The 16,823-nt window shown below is 75.2% G+C and carries 15 protein-coding genes; 6 read left to right on the forward strand and 9 right to left on the reverse strand.

Going from position 1 to position 16,823, the window contains the following annotated elements; translation table 11 throughout:
• Positions 1-100 precede the first annotated feature (100 nt).
• Positions 101-2,008, forward strand: coding sequence for a hypothetical protein (locus ACIQUR_RS30590; protein WP_403671224.1), 1,908 nt, complete (start codon positions 101-103; stop codon positions 2,006-2,008).
• Positions 2,009-2,017: 9 nt separating this feature from the next.
• Here the strand turns inward: ACIQUR_RS30590 and ACIQUR_RS30595 are convergent, their stop codons facing one another.
• Entirely contained in the window at positions 2,018-2,542 is a 525-nt protein-coding gene (locus ACIQUR_RS30595) for a hypothetical protein (protein ID WP_403671227.1), read from the reverse strand.
• Entirely contained in the window at positions 2,539-4,905 is a 2,367-nt protein-coding gene (locus tag ACIQUR_RS30600; protein WP_403671230.1) for an MMPL family transporter, read from the reverse strand. Before ACIQUR_RS30600 ends, ACIQUR_RS30595 begins: the two co-directional genes overlap by 4 nt.
• 238 nt (positions 4,906-5,143) lie before the next feature.
• Between ACIQUR_RS30600 and ACIQUR_RS30605 the strand changes: the two genes are divergently transcribed.
• Both ACIQUR_RS30605 and ACIQUR_RS30610 read left to right on the forward strand, forming a co-directional pair.
• Positions 5,144-5,833, forward strand: coding sequence for a response regulator transcription factor (locus ACIQUR_RS30605; protein ID WP_403671233.1), 690 nt, complete (start codon positions 5,144-5,146; stop codon positions 5,831-5,833).
• Entirely contained in the window at positions 5,830-7,347 is a 1,518-nt protein-coding gene (locus tag ACIQUR_RS30610) for a sensor histidine kinase (protein ID WP_403671236.1), read from the forward strand. Before ACIQUR_RS30605 ends, ACIQUR_RS30610 begins: the two co-directional genes overlap by 4 nt.
• Here ACIQUR_RS30610 and ACIQUR_RS30615 read toward each other — a convergent pair.
• From ACIQUR_RS30615 to ACIQUR_RS30625, 3 genes are all read right to left on the reverse strand, one after another.
• Positions 7,328-7,699 (reverse strand): helix-turn-helix domain-containing protein, encoded by a 372-nt coding sequence (locus ACIQUR_RS30615; protein ID WP_403671239.1) that lies wholly within the window; start codon positions 7,697-7,699, stop codon positions 7,328-7,330. The genes ACIQUR_RS30610 and ACIQUR_RS30615 overlap by 20 nt on opposite strands.
• Before the next feature lies 1 nt (position 7,700).
• Positions 7,701-8,363 (reverse strand): MSMEG_1061 family FMN-dependent PPOX-type flavoprotein, encoded by a 663-nt coding sequence (locus tag ACIQUR_RS30620; protein ID WP_403671242.1) that lies wholly within the window; start codon positions 8,361-8,363, stop codon positions 7,701-7,703.
• A 537-nt stretch (positions 8,364-8,900) separates the two neighbouring features.
• Positions 8,901-9,632, reverse strand: a complete 732-nt coding sequence (locus ACIQUR_RS30625) for a hypothetical protein (RefSeq protein WP_403671245.1) — start codon at positions 9,630-9,632, stop codon at positions 8,901-8,903.
• Positions 9,633-9,837: 205 nt separating this feature from the next.
• Here ACIQUR_RS30625 and ACIQUR_RS30630 point away from each other — a divergent pair, with 205 nt between their 5' ends.
• Positions 9,838-10,515 carry an NAD(P)H-binding protein gene (locus ACIQUR_RS30630; protein ID WP_403671248.1) on the forward strand — a complete coding sequence of 226 codons (678 nt, stop codon included), beginning with the start codon at positions 9,838-9,840 and terminating at the stop codon, positions 10,513-10,515.
• Between the two features lie 88 nt (positions 10,516-10,603).
• Here ACIQUR_RS30630 and ACIQUR_RS30635 read toward each other — a convergent pair whose 3' ends face one another.
• The 3 genes from ACIQUR_RS30635 to ACIQUR_RS30645 form a co-directional block, all read right to left on the reverse strand.
• Positions 10,604-11,104 carry a GNAT family N-acetyltransferase gene (locus ACIQUR_RS30635; protein WP_403671251.1) on the reverse strand — a complete coding sequence of 167 codons (501 nt, stop codon included), beginning with the start codon at positions 11,102-11,104 and terminating at the stop codon, positions 10,604-10,606.
• A gap of 154 nt (positions 11,105-11,258) precedes the next feature.
• The gene (locus tag ACIQUR_RS30640) at positions 11,259-12,182 is read right to left on the reverse strand and encodes a diacylglycerol kinase (protein ID WP_403671253.1); all 924 of its coding nucleotides are present in this window, start codon (positions 12,180-12,182) and stop codon (positions 11,259-11,261) included.
• Complete coding sequence (locus ACIQUR_RS30645) at positions 12,179-13,816, reverse strand: FAD-binding oxidoreductase (protein ID WP_403671256.1); 1,638 nt, start codon at positions 13,814-13,816, stop codon at positions 12,179-12,181. The genes ACIQUR_RS30640 and ACIQUR_RS30645 overlap by 4 nt, the downstream gene beginning before the upstream one ends.
• A 20-nt stretch (positions 13,817-13,836) precedes the next feature.
• On the opposite strand from ACIQUR_RS30645, the gene ACIQUR_RS30650 reads away from it, so the two are divergent.
• On the forward strand, positions 13,837-14,427 hold the full coding sequence (locus ACIQUR_RS30650; protein ID WP_403671259.1) for a TetR/AcrR family transcriptional regulator: 591 nt from the start codon (positions 13,837-13,839) through the stop codon (positions 14,425-14,427).
• Positions 14,424-15,980, forward strand: a complete 1,557-nt coding sequence (locus ACIQUR_RS30655; RefSeq protein WP_403671262.1) for a glycerol-3-phosphate dehydrogenase/oxidase — start codon at positions 14,424-14,426, stop codon at positions 15,978-15,980. Before ACIQUR_RS30650 ends, ACIQUR_RS30655 begins: the two co-directional genes overlap by 4 nt.
• A gap of 235 nt (positions 15,981-16,215) precedes the next feature.
• Here ACIQUR_RS30655 and ACIQUR_RS30660 read toward each other — a convergent pair whose 3' ends face one another.
• Entirely contained in the window at positions 16,216-16,818 is a 603-nt protein-coding gene (locus ACIQUR_RS30660) for a hypothetical protein (protein ID WP_403671265.1), read from the reverse strand.
• Positions 16,819-16,823: the final 5 nt, after the last annotated feature.

Raw genomic sequence — 16,823 nt, forward strand, 5'->3', positions numbered from 1 at the left:
TGACCGGCAAGCAACTTTCGGCAGAGTCATTGCAAGCCGTCCTAGGCGCTTGCTAGCGTGCCGCCCGCCCCGCCCCAGTCACCTCGTCCCGGGAGAGCCCATGCCGCCGTCACCCGTGTCCCTGCTGTCCGCGATCGCCCTGCTGGCGCCGCTCGCCGTCCTCAACCCCGGCTTCGAAGAGGGCGCCGAGGGCTGGGAGTTCGGTCCCGGCACCGGTGTCGCCACCAACTACCCGCACGGCGGCGGCCGGCTGGCCTACCTCGACGCCGGCCCCGGCCGCACGGTCTCCCAGACCGTCACCGCGGCCGCCGCGGGCACGTACGACGTGTCCGCCTGGATAGCGACGGGCGGCCCGAACGGCCGGTACGCCGCCCGCGTCAACGGCACCGAGCGGGCCGCCCTGACGCTGCCCGCCTCCGCCCACTACCGGCGCCACACGCTCAGCCGGATCTCCCTGGCCGCGGGCGACCGGCTGGAGATCCGCTTCGAGTCGGGCGACGGGTGGGTCAACGCGGACGACGTGATGCTCTCGCCCGCGTCGCCGGCCGACCCCGCCGTCCGCTCCTCGGACCCCCGGATCGTGGAGATGTTCGACTGGGCCAAGCGCAAGGCGAACAGCTGGGTGCACCTGCCCGGCACGCGCGGGCCGCTGAACGTGGACGAGCGGCAGCCCGGCGGCGACGGCACCGGCACGTACGCGCCCTCGTACTGGGCCGGCTACGCCAACCGCACCGGCTTCTACTCCCGCGACACGGCCCACCAGCTGGCCGGCGCCGGGGTCCTGGGCCTCCACGCCGAGAACAAGGCGATGCTCACCGCCTTCGCCGGCTCCGCCACCAAGCAGCACAAGTACTACCCCGTCTGGGCGTTCAACTTCGACGACAGCACCTACCTGTCCATCGACTACCGCAACCCCTCCACCTTCGTCCGCGAGGTGCCGGCCCCCTTCGAGCTGGTCCAGAAGGCCGAGGAGGCGTACCGCTGGAGCGGCGACCGGGCCTACCTCGACGACCCGAGGCTGTGGGACTTCTACCGGCACGCCACCGGAGAGTTCGTCGACCTCCACGACGGCCTCAAGGACAACGGAGCCGTGAAGGTCGCCGAGGGCACCGGCGGCGGCATCTTCCAGGGCACCGCCAGCTACAACGAGCAGAGCGGCGAACCGCTCGCGGAGGCCGGCGACGGCATCGGCTCCCAGTACCAGGCCTACCGGGCGATGGCCGCGCTGGCCCGCGCCAAGGGCGACTGCGTGCTGGCCGGCAGGTACGACCGGAAGGCCCGGGACCTCAAGACGTACTACAACACGGTCTGGAGCGGCCCCGGTTCCGGCGCCGACATGGTCCGCGGCTACACCACGGACGGCCGGGCGCTGACCGGCTGGGGCAAGGAGAACAGCTGGTTCATGCCCATGAAGCAGATCCTCGACCCCGGCCCGCGCCGCGAGGCCTACCTCGACTACATCGACGAGCAGGCCTCGGGCGCGGACCGGCCCACCAACATCGAGGCGCTGACCTACCTGCCGGACACGTTCTTCACCAACAACCGCAACGACACCGCCTGGAAGTGGATGAAGCACGTCTACGACCGGAAGGACGTCCAGCACGTCAACACCAAGCAGGGCACCAACGGCGACTACCCCGAGGTCTCCTTCACCCTCCTCGGCCAGACCGTCGAGGGCCTGATGGGCGTCACGCCGGACGCGCCGCGGAACACCCTCACCACCCAGTCCCGGCTGCCCTCCGGCATGGACTGGCTGGCCCTCGACGGCCTGGCCGTCGGCGGCTCCCGCTTCGCGCTGCGGCACGACGGCGCCACCGCGTCCGCGCTCACGCACCTCTCCGGCGCCGCCGCCTACACCTGGGAGGCCCGCTTCCCCGGCCGCCACGCCACGGTGACGGTGGACGGGGTGGCGCGGCCGGCCCGTACGAAGGTGGTCGACGGGGTCACGTACACCTACACCACCGTCAGGGTCGCGCCCGGGCGGACGGTGACGGCGCGGGTGGGCTGACCCCCTCCCTCACCGCCCTCGGCCCAGGTGCAGGTGGTCCGCCCGGACCTCGATCTGCACTCCCCCGTCCACCGGCCGGACGGCGCGGGGGACGAGGCCGGGCGGCAGCCGGGGGCGGTCCCCGCCGCCACCGGCGAGCAGCCCGCGCAGCGAGCCGAGCGGCACGGTGACCGTGCCGCTCAGCGAGTCGACCTCGGCGCCGTCCTCCCCGGCCCGGGTGAGGCCCTCCAGGTGCAGCCGTACCGAGCAGGTGCCGTCGCCCGCGGGCACCCGGTCGCCGCTGACGTCCGCCGCGCCGACGCGGCCGGTGAGGAGGGCCGCCAGGCCCGAGCCGGACAGGCGGGCCGTGGTCTCCCCGAGCCGGGGCCGCAGGGCCGCCTCGATCCGGTGCTCCACCACGGCCGTGGCGGCCGACTCGGCCCCGACGCCCCCCGCCGTCAGGCCGGTCAGCACGGCGAGGGCCCAGCCGGCCCGGCGGCGCCGCCGCCTCCGTACGAGGACCGGGACCGGCGCGGCCGGCGGGGTCCGGCTCATGCTCCCGCCCCCTCCGCCGCGGGGTGGGCGGCGCCCTCCGGGTCGAGGCGGGGCAGCAGCCGGTCGAGCCGGGCCGGGATCCACCAGTTGGCCCGCCCGAGGAGGTTCATCGTCGCGGGCACCAGCAGCAGCCGGACCACCGTCGCGTCGAGCACCACGCTCACGCCGAGGCCGAGGGCCAGCATCTTGACCACGGTGCTCGTGGAGAGCAGGAAGGCCAGGAAGACGCTGGTCATCACGATCGCGGCACAGGTGATCACGCGGGCGGTGGAGGCCAGCCCGGCCGCGACGCTCTCCTGGTTGTCGCCGGTGGCCAGCCAGTGCTCCCTGATGCGGGACAGCAGGAAGACCTCGTAGTCCATGGACAGGCCGAAGACGATCGCGAACATCATCGTCGGCACGTACGACTCGACCGGCACACTCTCGTGCACGCCCAGCAGCCCGGCGCCCCACCCCCACTGGAACACGGCGACGACCACGCCGAACGAGGCGCCGATCGACAGCAGGTTGAGCAGCCCGGCCTTGAGGGCGACCAGCGGGCTGCGGAACACCGTCAGCAGCAGCACGAAGGCGGCCGCGACGACCAGGCCGACGACCAGCGGCAGCCGCTCGGCCAGCACGTTTCGGAAGGTCTGCTGGGCGGCGGTCTGGCCGGTGAGGTAGCCGGTGGCGCCGTACGGGTCGAGCGCTTCCGGCAGGGTGCGGTCCTCCAGCCGGTGCAGCAGGCCGGCGGTGGCCCGGTCCTGCGGGGCGCTGTCGGGGACGACGGTGGACACCAGGAGCGCGCCGTCCGGGGTGGGGGCGGGCCGGGTGGCCGAGGCGACGCCCGGCGTGCCGGTCAGGGCGCGGTGCAGGCCGTCCACGAGGCGGGCGCGCCCGGCCGGGTCCGTACCGTCCTTGTCCAGGGTGACGACGACGGTGACCGGCCCGTTGGCGCCGGGGCCGAAGCCGGCGGAGACCAGGTCGTAGGCGCGCCGTTCGGTGTACGAGGACGGGGACGCGCCCGCGTCGACGTGGCCCAGCCGCATCGAGAGGGCGGGCACCGCGAGCAGCCCGAGCACCGCGGTGCCGAGCAGCAGGAAGGTCCAGGGGCGGCGGGCGACGAGCGCGGCCCAGCGGTGCCACACGTCGCCGTCGCCGTCCGGCTCGTCCACGGGCCGCCGGACCCGGAACCGGTCGATGCGCCGCCCGGCCAGGCCCAGCAGAGCGGGGGTGAGGGTGAGCGCGGCGAGGGCGCCGGTGAGCACGGTGACCCCGGCGGCGACCCCGAGCATGCCGATGAAGCCGACGCCGGAGGCGAAGAGTCCGGCGAGCGCGGCGGCCACCGTGAGGGCGGCGACCAGGACGGCGCGGCCGCTGGTGGCGACGGTGCGGCCGGCCGCCTCCGCCGGGTCGGGCACGGAGTGCAGCAGCTTGCGGTGCCGGGTGACGAGGAAGAGGGAGTAGTCGAGGCCCACGCCCAGACCCATCATCACGGCGAGGGTGGGCGAGACGGCCGCGAAGTCGGAGCAGGCCGCGAGCAGTCCGAGCGCGGCCAGTCCGGCCGCCACCCCGACGGCGGCGCTGATCAGGGGGAACGCGGCGGCGGCCACGCTGCCGAAGCCGAGCAGCAGGACGACCACCGCCGTGCCGACGCCGATGGCCTCCGAGGCGCGGTCGGCGGCGCCGGGCCGGTCGAGCTGCCCGAGCGGTCCGCCGTACTCGACCGTCACGCCGTCGGCGCGCAGGGGTGCGACGGCCCGGTCGACGCGGTCGACGTACGTCTTCTCGAAGGCGGCAGGGCTGGACGCGAACCGGACGGTGAAGTAGCCGGTGCGGCCGTCGTCGGTCAGGGCGCCGGGCGTGGCGAGGGGGTCCGCGACCGAGAGCACGTCGGGCAGGCCCGCCAGCCGGTCGCGGACGGTGCCCACGGCCGCCCGGTGTGCGGCGAGGGTTCCGCCGCCGGTGGAGAGGACGATCTGGGCGGGCACGCCGGCGGCCTTGGGGCCGCCGTGGGCGTCGAGGAGTTCGGCGCCGGTCTGCACGGAGGTGCCGGGGAGGCTGAAGTCGTCCTCGTACCGCCCGCCCCAGGCGCGGTCGGCGCCGACGACGGCCAGCAGGACGAGCAGCCAGAGGGCGACCACGAGCCAGGGGCGGCGGGCGCAGGCCCGGCCGGTCCGGTGCAGCAGGCCGGCGGGCGCGGGCGCGGCGGCGGCCGGGGGCCCGGGCCGCGGGCGCGGCGGGGCGCTGCGGCCGGCGCGGCCGGCGTGTTCGGGGCGGCCGGTGCGGTCCGTACCGTCAGCGCGGTCGGTGCTGTCGGTGTCGTCGGTGGCGGTGCCGGTGCCGGTGCGGTAGGCGGTCGTCTGATCGGTGGGTTTCGTCAACGGGGATCCTTGCCGGGGCGACGTCGGGACGGGCGCCTGCCGGATCTCCGGCTCGCACCCGGCAATGATCGTGGGCGGCCGGTGCGAGGCGGCCATCAGGGGATTGTGAGGGCTCTGTTAGGCGGACCGCCCGCCCACCCCGGCAGCGGCCGGCGGGCGGGACCGGCTGGTTAGCATGGCGACGTTCCCGGCCGGCCATCCGCGGCTCCGCCCCGCGCACACGTTTCCCGGAGTCGTCATGCACCCCCGCAAGGGACTCGTCCTGATCGTGGAGGACGACCAGAACATCGCCGCCCTCCAGAAGCTGTACCTGGAGCGGGACGGCTACCGCACCCACCTCTGCGAGGACGGCCCCGGCGGCTTCGACGCCGTGGCCCGGCTCCGCCCCGCCGCGGTCGTCCTGGACATCGGCCTCCCGGGCCTGGACGGCGTGACGTTCTGCCGGCGGCTGCGCGAGCGCGGCGACTGGACGCCGGTGCTGCTGGTCACCGCGCGCGGCGACGAGTCGGACCGGATCCTCGGCCTGGAACTCGGTGCCGACGACTACCTCACCAAGCCGTTCTCGCCGGGTGAGCTGGTGGCCCGGGTCAACGCGGTGCTGCGCCGCGGCGCCCGCGCCGCCGGGGGCTCGCACGTGTACGCGCTGGGGCCGCTGCGGGTCGACCCGGGCCGCCGTACCGTGCACGTCGACGGCGAGCCGGTGGAGTTCACGACGCTGGAGCTCGACCTGCTCGCGTACCTCCTGGCGCACCCCGGGCAGGTGTTCACCCGGGCCCAGCTGCTGGACCAGGTGTGGGGCGACTCGGCCCACCGGGACCAGCGGGTGGTGGACGTGTACGTGTCCCAGATCCGCGGCAAGCTCGGCGCGGCCAGCCCGCTCCGGACGGTACGGGGCGTCGGCTACGGGACGGCGGAGGGGCGCGCGTGACCGGCGGGCGCCCCGGGCGGGCGCTGCGCGACCGGCTCCCGCGGCTGACGCTGGCCCGGGAGACGGTGCTGTGCGCGGGGCTGGTGGCGCTGGTCGCCGTACTGCTGAGCGGGGTCACGGCCTGGTACACGGCCCGGGGCAACGCGGAGGCGCAGGAGCGGGACCGGCTCGGCCGGCAGGCCACGGTACTCAGCCGCCTCCCCCGGCTGTCCGGCCTCCTCGTCGAGGGCGAGCAGCTGATCGCCGGTGCCAACGGGGTCCGCGTCGCGGTGCTCGACCCGTCGGGCACGCTGACCGGGCCGGCGGCACCGGCCGTGTCGAACGCCCAGCGCGACCAACTGCTCGCCCGCAGGCCGCTGTCGGCCACCGGGACGCTGGACGGCGAGGAGGTCATCGTCGAGGGGCGGGCGTTCCGTGCGGGCGGGGTGGTGCTCACCAAGTCCACCGCGGAGGTGGACGAGGCGGCGGCCCGGATCCGGCGGAACCTGCTGCTGCCCTCGCTGGCAGGCCTGGCCGGCGCGGCCCTGGCCGGCTCCTTCCTGGCCCGCCGCCTGGCCCGCCCCCTGGTACGGGCCGCGGGCGTCGCGGCGCGGCTGGCGGACGGGGAGCGGGGGGTGGCCGCGCGGCGCGGGGACGACGGGATGGTCGGCGTGCGCGACACCGCCGCGGGCGCTGCGGGACGTACCGCGGGGGCTGCTGCCCGTGGGGCGGCCGGTGCCGGTGACCCCGCGTACCGCGGGGACGGCGGCGACGGCCGGGGGCCCGTGGAGGTGGCGGAGGTGAGCCGGGCGCTGGCGGTGCTGGACCGGGAGCTGGCGCGGAGCGAGGAGCGGCAGCGCGACTTCCTGCTCGCCGTCTCCCACGAGATCCGCACACCGCTCACCTCGGTACTGGGGTACGCGGAGGCGCTGGCCGACGGGGTGATCCCGGCCGAACGGGTGCCGGAGACCGGCCGGGTGGTGGCCGCCGAGGCGCAGCGGCTCGACCGCCTCCTCGGTGACCTGCTCGACCTGGCACGGCTGGAGGCGGACGAGTTCCGGCTCGTCCTCGCCGACACCGATCTGGCGGCGGTGCTCGCGGAGGCCGGGGAGGTGTGGCGCGAGCGGTGCGCCCGGCACGGGGTGGAGTTCCGGCTGGAGGGCGTGGCGGGGAGCGGGCCGGTGCCCGTGCGCACCGACGGCTTCCGGGTGCGGCAGCTGGCGGACTGCCTGCTGGAGAACGCCCTGCGGGTCACCCCGGCGGGGCGGCCCGTGGTCCTCGCGCTGTCCCCCGGGACGGACGGGCTCGGGGCACGCGTCGAGGTGCGGGACGGCGGCCCCGGCCTCACGGAGGAGGATGTGGCCGTCGCCTTCGAGCGGGGCGCGCTGCACCGCCGCTACCGCGGCGAACGGCCGGTCGGCAGCGGCCTGGGGCTGGCCATCGCCCACCGCCTGGCCGCCCGCCTGGGCGGCACCCTCACCGCACGCGGCCACGGCCCGGAGGGCGGGGCGGCCTTCACGCTGACGCTCGGCTGACGGCGCCCCCGTTCCCACTGCGTCCGGGCGATGGGACGGGCCGCCGCCGGCTCACCGCCAGGGCAATCCCTCCTGTTCCAGGAGCCGCACCGTCGACGGCGCGCTGGACCGAGGGACAGGCTTCCGCGCGGAGGGCCAGCAGCGGTTCCGCCGGGATGCGCAGTGCCTCGGCGAGTGCGACGACGGTCTGTTCGCTCGGCACGGACGGCCCGTTCAGGGCCTGGCCGACCGTGGTGTGGCCGAGTCCCCCGCGGAGTTCGAGGCCCGCCATGGAGAGCCCGCGGCTCGTGCGCATGACGCGCAGCCTCCGTTTGAGGCGGTCGAGGGGGTCCTGGGACAGCACCGTGCGCACCTCACTCGTAGCGGTGGAGCAACGACTCCCGTTCGTGGCGGCGGATCTCCTCCAGGGTGAGGCCCGGCACGTTCAGATGGGAGAGGGTCACCTCGGCGGAGCTGGGCACGTCGTCGTCGGAGAGCCACTGCTCCGGCTTCCAGGCGGCGCCGCGCAGCAGGGCCTTGGGACAGTGCTGGTACGCCTCTTCCACCTCGACCACGATCGCGCTGCGCGGCGGCTTGCCGACCGGCGTGAGCCGTTCGAGGAGGCCGGGGTCGGCGGAGACGCAGGCCCGGCCGTTCACGCGGAGGGTGTTGCCCTGGCCGGGGACGAGGAAGATCAGGCCGGCGCGGCCGGTCTCCACGATGTTGTGGGAGCTGTCGAGCCGCTTGTTGCCGGTGGCGTCGGGGATCGCGAGCGTGAACTCGTCGAGTACGGAGACGAATCCGGCCGGTCCGCCGCGGGGCGTCACGTCGCAGCTGCCGTCGGCGCCGGCGCTGGCGACGAACACCAGCGAGGAGCGGGCGATGAACGCGCGGGCCACGTCGTGGATGCGGTCGACCACCTTGCGGCGGACGAGGTCGCCGGGCTGCTCGTACAGGCCGCGCAACTGATCGGTGTCGCGGACGGCGGTGGCGTGCAGGGCGTCGAATATGCGGCCGGTGGCCTGAGAGGTCGTCACGTGCCGCAAATCTAGGGCCTGCCCTCGCCTTGATCAACGGGCCTGTGCGAGGGGGGGCGAGGTGCGGACGGGAGGGCGGGTGTGGCGGAGCCCGGGAGTCGTATCCAGCTCCCGGGCCCCTGGGGATGCCACCCAATTGCGCACGCCGGCGGCGTTTAAGAGGACGGATCAGTCGTCATGCCGTCGTGTTCTTCCTTTGAACTACCGCACCGTGTGAGAGGTGCAGGCGAGAGTCGAACTCGCATCCGACGGCGTCCGTCCGGCCTCGGTCGATCCGGCGATCGGCGGCAATGCTGAGACTGGAGCGAGAGTCTGAGATTGACCGCGGCTGCCTCTGCCGTGTTGGGCTACCCCGGCCCGTGGTGGTGCTGTGCCGGGGGAAGGACTCGAACCTTCACTGTCACCGCTTCTTTCAGGCTGAACTTCAGTGTCAGCTTGCGCTCATCGCGCGCACCGGTCCTCATTTCCGGCCCGCGCCTGTATGCGCACCCCCGCGCTCGCACGCGGGGGCGATCATGGAGGTTACCCGTGCCGGCCTCAGCCGAACAGGTAACCGAACACCGCGTCGCCGACGCGCTGGTCGGAGACCTCGGTGCCGTTGGCCTCCTCGCGGGCGAACTTGACGGCCTGCTGGAGCTTCTCGACGCGCTCCACCAGCTCGTTCACCCGCCGCGCGGGAAGGGCTCCGGAGAACTTCACGGTCGTCCAGTACCCGATGGGCACGTCCTCGTAGTACACCTCGACCTGGGCCGGGTGCTTCTCCGTAGCCTCCGCCTTGACGTGGTTGCGGGGCACCTTCTTGGTGCGGATCGTGCGGACCGGGTCCGTCTTCCACCAGTCCGTCGAAGGGTCGTGGGACCAGGACTCGGCGGCGTCGAGGGTGGGGAGCTTCTTGACGAAGGTGTGCAGGTCGGTGAGCTGCTTCTCCAGGAAGAGGAGGTAACTGACCGGGACCCCGGGGAGGATCGTCCGGCCGTCGACCGTGACGTCCGCGCGGGCCTCGCAGTTCGCCCAGTCCTTGGTGGCGGTCACGTCGAACAGCCGGGTCAGCGACGCGGAGGTCTCCCGCAGCACGTCCTCGGCCTGGACCTGCACGCGGGTGGACTCGGGCGGCAGCTGCTCGCCCTCCTCGTCCTTGGGCTGGTAGGTGCGCGAGATGCCGGCGAGCAGCGCCGGCTTCTGCACCTTGTGGTGCGCCGCGGTGATGTCCTGGAGCGACTTGCTCTTGACACCCTTTTCGACAGCGATGATCTGGTTCAGCTTCGCCATTTCGGGTCCCCCTTCGAACGATCGAGAACGTACACCGGGGGCCCGGACGTGCGCACTCCTTTTATCGGCCCGCCGCTCCGGTACGGGCGAACCGGCGGGCGAAGGGCAAATCGGCGGGGGGAGCCGTGCGCCTGGGCGGCCGCCGGGCGCCGCCGCAGTACGCTGCGGAGCCGAGGCCGAACGCCGGCCGCCGAAAGGAACGCCCGTGACCCGCAGCGCACTTCTGGTCGGAGCCACCGGACTGGTGGGGGGCCAGCTGCTCGCCAGACTGCTCCGCGACCCGCTCTACGACCGGGTGACGGTGCTGGCCCGGCGGCCCCTGGACGTGGCCCATCCGAGGCTGGACGTACGGGTGGTGGACTTCGACGCGCTGGAGGCGTCGGACGTGCCGGCCGTGGACGACGTGTACTGCGCCCTGGGCAGCACGATCAGGGCGGCCGGTTCGCGGCAGGCGTTCCGGCAGGTCGACCAGCACTACGTGGTCGCCGTCGCCCGGCTCGCGCACGCGGCGGGGGCGCAGCGGATCGCGCTGGTCTCGTCGGTCGGCGCGAAGGCCGGCGCGCGGAACTTCTACCTGGGGGTCAAGGGCGACATGGAGGAGGAGGTGAAGGCGGTCGGGTTCGAGCGGGTGGAGATCTTCCGGCCGTCCTTCATCACCGGCCCCCGTCCGGACCGGCGCCTGGCGGAGAAGCTCGGCTTCGCGGCGGCGTCCGCGCTCTCCCCGGTGATGCGGGGCGGCGCCCGCGCGTACCGCCCGGTTCCGGCCGGCCGGCTGGCCGCGGCGATGATCGCCTCGCTCCGCGAGGGCGCGGGTCAGACCCCGAAGGGCGGCGCGTCGGTCCGCACGTACGAGGACATCGTCCGCCTCACCGAACCGGCCTGACGGCCCGCCCGATCCGGACCCCGTGCTCCCGCGGCGCCGTGGCCGCGTACGGTCCGTCGGCCGGAAGGGCGCCGCCGGGGAGCCCGGGTCAGACGGGGCGTTGGTACTCCAGTTGGGGCAACGGGTGGCCGTCGCCGAAGTCGTGGGTGCGGGTGAGGCCCGAGGCGGTGAAGCCGGACTTGGCGTAGAAGCGGCGGGAGCGCGGGGTGTCCCGGAGGGTCCAGAGGTGGACGCCCTCGAAGCCGGACTCGCGGAGGTGGTCCAGGGTGCCGGTCATGAGGGCCGCGGCGATGCCGGTGCCCCAGCCGTCGGGGTGGGCGTAGAAGCTGTACAGCTCCGCGCTGCCCGGCCGTTCCCGGGAGGGCGCGGACCAGGAGAGGGCGAGCGGGTGGCCGTCGGCGAGGGCCAGCAGGACCGTGTCGGGGTCCGGGCCGGCGATCCGCTCGTGCCACCGGGAACGCCGGTCGCGTACGCCGGCCCGCGCGAACCCGGGGTCGAAGAAGGGCGCGTACGCCGCCTCCCAGGCGGCGGCGTGGATCTCCCCGAGGGCGTCCCCGTCAGCGGGCTCGGCGCGACGTATCTCGATCACCGGCCCAGCCTAGGCCCCTGCCGCGGCGCGGCGCACTGGCTTCGCGGCCGGTCGTCCGTGCCGACGGAAGTCCCCGGGGCCGCCGTCCGTGTCGGCGGGCGTGGCCGGGGCCGCCGTCCGTGGGGGTGGACGGCGGACCCGGCGCGTCCGCCCGTCAGGCGGGGACCAGCAGCGAGAGGGAGGCGGGGACCACCTCGATCTCGGCGGGCAGCGGGCCGGCGAGGTCGCCGTCCGCGTACGCGTTGATGCCCGGCGCCTCCACCCGCACCCGGGCCGCCCGGTGGACGGCGACGGCGCTGTGCCGCACGTGGGTGCCCTTGAACACCGTCGGGAAGAAGCGCACCAGCTTCGCCCGGGGCATGGCCTCGACCAGGGTCAGGTCGAGGCGCCCGTCGCAGGGGTCGGCACCGGGACAGATCAGCATCCCGCCGCCGTAGGAACGGGTGTTGCCGACCGAGGCCAGCGCCAGCTCCTTCTCGACGGTCTCGTCGCCGTCGAGGACCAGCCGGAACGGGATCGGGCGGAGCCCGGCCAGTTCGCGGACCATCGCGAGGTTGTACTTCATCCGGCCGCGCGGCCAGCTCATCCGGTTCGCCCGGTCGCTGACCAGGGAGTCGAAGCCGATGGCCAGCACGGAGGCGAAGTACCGGGACGCGCCGTCCGCGGTGGTGATGCGTCCGGTGTCCACCCGCAGGGCGAGCCCGCGGGCGACCACCTCGGCGGCGGCGCGCGGGTCGCCCAGGGGCAGCCCGAACTCCCGGGCCAGGTCGTTGCCCGTACCGCTCGGGACGACTCCGAGCGGCAGGCCGGATCCGGCCAGGGCCTGGACGGCGAGGGCGATCATGCCGTCCCCGCCGACGACGACCAGGGCGTCGACCGCCCCGTCCCGGACCGCCTCGCGGGCGAGCCGGAGGCTGTCGGCCGCGTCGGTCCCGGCGGCGCTGCGGACGTCGATGCCGAGTTCCCGCAGCCGGGCGAGGGCGGTCCCGGCGGCTCGGGCGGCGCCGCCCGAGCCGGCCGCGGGGTTGGTGAGGACCAGTACGGTGCCGATGGTGCGCCGCTCCGGCTCGGGTCTCACGGGATGAGCTTTCCGGGGTTGAGGATGCCGACGGGGTCCACGGCCTCCTTGACGGCCCGCAGCACCTTCACGCCCAGCTCGCCGATCTCGGCCTCCATCCAGGGGCGGTGGTCGGTGCCGACCGCGTGGTGGTGGGTGATCGTCCCGCCGCCCGCCGTGATCGCGTCGCTCGCGGCCTTCTTGGCCACGCTCCACTGGGCGATCGCGTCGCCGCGCTGCGCGCCGACCACCGTGAAGTAGAGGGAGGCGCCGGTGGCGTACACGTGCGAGATGTGACACATCACCAGGGAGGTGCTGCCGGACTCCTGGAGCGCGCCCTGGAGGGCGGCGGTCACGTCCGCCTTCAGCCGGTCCAGGTTCGACCAGCTGGTCGCGGTCTCCAGCGTCTCGCAGAGGGCGCCGCCGTCGAGCAGCGCGTCGCGCAGGTACGGGGCGCCGAAGCGGCCGTGCTCCCAGGCGCGGGCCGGCTCCTCGCCCAGGGAGGTGCCGCCGTGCTCGTGCATCGCGGTGCGGGTGAGGGCGTGCCGGGCGGCGGTCTGCTCGTCGGTGCCCTCGAAGACCGTGATGGCGAGGCAGCCGCTGACCGTCTGCGGGGCGCCGATCTTCGCGGTCATCGCGAGGTTGACGGCCGTCTCGGTCTCGTCGGACAGGCGCAGCACGGTGGGGCCGGTGCCCTGCTGCTCGACGGCCCGCAGCGCGGCGGCGCCGGAGGCGAAGTCCGGGAAGCTCCAGGCCTCGTACCGCTTGACGGCCGGGACCTGGTGGACGCGCACCCGGACGGCGGTGATGACGCCGAGGGTGCCTTCGGAGCCCAGGAACAGCTGGCGCAGGTCGGGGCCGGCCGCGGAGGCGGGGCCGCGGCCGAGGTCCAGCACGCCGGACGGGGTCACCACGCGCAGGCCGCGGACCATGTCGTCGAAGCGTCCGTACCCGGCCGAGTCCTGGCCGGAGGAGCGGGTCGCGGCGAAGCCGCCGATGGTGGCGAAGCGGAAGCTCTGCGGGTAGTGGCCGAGTTCGAAGCCGCGCTCGGCGAGGAGCTCCTCGGCCTGCGGTCCGGTGAGGCCCGCACCGAGGACGGCCTCGCCGGACACCTCGTCGAGGGAGTGCAGCGCGTCGAAGCGGCGCAGGTCGAGGGAGACGACGGCGGTGAACGCGCCGCGCACCGGGTCGAGTCCGCCGACCACGCTCGTGCCGCCGCCGAAGGGGACCACCGCGATGCGCTGCTGGGCGCAGAGCGCGAGGACCGCCTCGACCTCCTCCTCGGAGCCCGGGACCACCACGGCGTCCGGGGCGTCCTGGGGTTCGGTGGCGCGGCGGCGGAGCAGGTCCAGGGTGGACTTGCCGCCGGCGCGGGGCAGCCGGTCCGCGTCGCGGACGCTGACGTGCTCCTCGCCGACGACGGCGGCGAGCGCCTTGAGGTGCACCCCGCTCAGGCGCGAGGGCACCAGCCGCACGTCCTCGGCGGCGACCGGCGCGGTGTCGCGGGGGGTGAGCTCCAGCAGGCTTTCGAGGAGGGAGGTGATGTCCGCCGAGAGCGGGGTGGCCTTGGCCGGGTCTCCCCAGGCGTTCCACGCCATGGGGGGCAGCGGGAGGGCCGCCACGCGGTCCGGTGGCAGGTGCGGTTCCGTAGACATGCGTTACAGTTTTCCACATCATGTCAATCAGTAACACTGCCTCGGGCGACGAAGAGCCCCGCAGCATCGACGACCAGATCCTCGACGCCGCGGCGGAACTCGTCGCCGTGCTCGGCAGGCGCGTGCAGCTGGCGGAGATCGCCCGGCGGGCCGGCGTCAGCCGCCCGACCGTGTACCGGCGCTGGCCGGACGTCCGCGCACTGGTCGGCGCCCTGCTGACGCGGGAGGTCCTCAGCACCGTCGAACGCACCCCGCGCGGCGGCACGGACCGCGAGGCGCTGGTGGAGTGGATCGTCGAGGTCGCCGTGCGCATGCGCGACCACCCGGTCCTCGGGGAACTGCTGCGCTCGGACGCCGACCTCATCCACGAGTACGTGGTCCAGCGCCTGGGTACGAGTCAGCGCGACCTCGTCGACCAGCTGTGCGCCGCGGTCCTGGCGGGCCAGCGCGGAGGCACGATCCGCGCCGGCGAACCGGCCGAGATCGCCGCCATGGTGTTGCTGATCACCCAGTCCACCGTCCAGTCGCACCGCATGGTCGCCGACCTCCTGCCGGAGGCCGCGTGGCGACGGGAACTGTCGATCGCCCTGAACGGATACCTGAGGCCATGACACGATCCGCCCCGACCGGTACGACCGCCCTGGACGCGGGTCGTCGCGCCGCCGATCTCGAGGAGCTCGCCGCCGGTGCGGCCGTCGACCTGCTGGTGATCGGCGGCGGGGTGACCGGTGCGGGGGTGGCGCTCGACGCCGCCGCGCGCGGGCTGCGCACCGTGCTGGTGGAGGCCCGGGACCTGGCCTTCGGCACCAGCCGGTGGAGCTCCAAGCTGGTGCACGGCGGGCTGCGCTACCTCGCCTCCGGTCGGGTCGGCGTGGCCCACGAGAGCGCCGTCGAGCGGGGCGTGCTGATGACGCGTACCGCGCCGCACCTGATCCGGGCGCTGCCCCAGGCGGTGCCGCTGCTGCCCTCGGTGTCCCGGGGGACGGCGGCGCTGGTGCGCACCGGGTTCCTGGCGGGGGACGCGCTGCGGGTGGGGGCGCGCACGCCCTCGTCGGTACTGCCGCGGGCGCGCCGGGTCGGGCCGCGGGAGGCCGTACGGCTCGTGCCGGCGGTCCGTACGGAGGGTCTGCGCGGCGCGCTCGTCGCCCACGACGGGCAGCTGGTCGACGACGCCCGGCTGGTCACCGCCCTGGCCAGGACGGCCGCGGGGCACGGGGCACGGATCCTGACCCGGGTCCGGGCGTCCGAGGTCACCGGTGACTCGGCCCGGCTCACCGACGCCCTGACCGGCACCGCGCTGACCGTGCGGGCCCGGGCCGTGGTCAACGCCACCGGCGTCTGGGCCGGCGAGGTCGACGCGTCGATCCGGCTGCGCCCCAGCCGGGGCACGCACCTGGTCTTCGACTCCGCGGTGTTCGGCCGGCCCGAGGCGGCGCTCACGGTGCCCGTGCCGGGTTCGACCAGCCGGTTCGTGTTCGCGCTGCCGCAGCAGCTGGGGCGCGTGATGGTCGGCCTGACGGACGAGGACGCGCCGGGGCCGGTGCCGGACGAGCCGGAGCCGACCGAGGCGGAGATCTCGTTCCTGCTGGACACCGTGAACACCGCGCTGGCCCGGGAGTTGACCCGGGCGGACGTGCGCGGCGCCTTCGCGGGGCTGCGGCCGCTGATCGACGCGGGCGGCGGTGAGACCGCGGACCTCTCGCGCCGGCACGCCGTGCGCGAGTCGCCCTCCGGGGTGGTGACGGTGGTGGGCGGCAAGCTCACCACGTACCGGCGGATGGCCGAGGACGCCGTGGACCTGGCCTGCCGGGTGCGGGGGCTGGAGGCGGGACCGTGCCGGACGCGCGCGCTGCCGTTGGTCGGCGCCCCCGGGCACCCGGACAGCCGGACGGTGGGCCGCGACGTGGCGCCGGCCCCGCTGATCGCCCGGTACGGCGGGGAGGCGGGGGCCGTCCTCGCCGCCGCCTCCCTGCCGGACCCGATGCGCCGGATCGCCGACACCATCAACATCACGCGGGCGGAGGTGGAGTACACCATCACCCACGAGGGGGCGCTGGACGCCGAGGACGTCCTGCACCGGCGTACGCGCATCGGGTTCGTGCCCGAGGACGCGGAGCTGGCCCGGCCGGCCGTCGAGGAGGTCCTGGCCGAACTGCGGGGCTGAGCCCGGCGTCCCGGGGCCGTCCCGGCCGGTCGGGGGTGGGGCCCGCCGTGGCCTGCGGGCACCACCCCGGGGCCGGGGTCCGGGCGCGGACCGGGAGCGGGGAGGTCTCCTGGTCCGGGCCCGGGGTCTGGTGCGGCACCGGGGGAAGGCGGTGCCGGATGCCTGGTGTGGGGTGCCTGTGTCGTGTCGTGTCGGGTCGGGTGCGGGCACGGGTCGTGGCGCGGTGCCGGTGGACCTACTGACCGGGGGCGGTGGATGCTCCGGGCGTGGTGCGGGGGCCGCCGGCTCCCGTTCCGTGTCCCGGGCCGTGCACCGTTCCGTGTGCCGGACCGTGTCCCGTTCCGTGCTGTGTTCCGTTCTCCGGGGCGGGCTCCGTGCCCTGTCCCCCGCCGTGCTCCGTCCCGTGCTCCGCCCCCGCCCGGAGGGTTCCGCCGAGCCGGGGCCGGAGCGCCGGCAGGACCGTCTCCGGGCTGGCGGTCACCACCCAGCGGTCCCCCACCAGGTAGCTGCCGCCGTACGCCCGGGCCTCGGCCAGCCACGCCCGCATGCCCTCCGCGGTGGCGAAGGTGGCCATGCGGTACGTGCCCTTCGGGGTCCGGCACCCGCCCTGGCGGAGCTCCTCGGCGTCCACGCTGACGACGGGCGCGCAGCCCACCGCGGCGGCGATCGCCTGGAGCCCGGCCGGCCGGGCGGGTGCCGGGCGCCCTGCGGTGCGTACGTCGCCGCGCGGGGTACCGGAGGCCGCCGGGGAGCCCGTCGGCGGGTCCGCGCAGCCGCCCGGGGCCAGGACCGCGCCGAGCAGGGCGGCCGTGGCGAGGGCGCGGCGTGGCGTGACCACGGGCC

This window comes from Streptomyces sp. NPDC101132, assembly GCF_044759225.1.
GTDB lineage: Bacteria > Actinomycetota > Actinomycetes > Streptomycetales > Streptomycetaceae > Streptomyces.

Bases quoted from the DNA above. Each gene is read 5' to 3' on its own strand.
- ACIQUR_RS30650 (WP_403671259.1), top strand. From the start codon at position 13,837: ATGTCAATCAGTAACACTGCCTCGGGCGACGAAGAGCCCCGCAGCATC.
- ACIQUR_RS30605 (WP_403671233.1), top strand. From the start codon at position 5,144: ATGCACCCCCGCAAGGGACTCGTCCTGATCGTGGAGGACGACCAGAAC.
- ACIQUR_RS30655 (WP_403671262.1), top strand. From the start codon at position 14,424: ATGACACGATCCGCCCCGACCGGTACGACCGCCCTGGACGCGGGTCGT.
- ACIQUR_RS30595 (WP_403671227.1), bottom strand. From the start codon at position 2,542: ATGAGCCGGACCCCGCCGGCCGCGCCGGTCCCGGTCCTCGTACGGAGG.
- ACIQUR_RS30625 (WP_403671245.1), bottom strand. From the start codon at position 9,632: ATGGCGAAGCTGAACCAGATCATCGCTGTCGAAAAGGGTGTCAAGAGC.
- ACIQUR_RS30590 (WP_403671224.1), top strand. From the start codon at position 101: ATGCCGCCGTCACCCGTGTCCCTGCTGTCCGCGATCGCCCTGCTGGCG.
- ACIQUR_RS30645 (WP_403671256.1), bottom strand. From the start codon at position 13,816: ATGTCTACGGAACCGCACCTGCCACCGGACCGCGTGGCGGCCCTCCCG.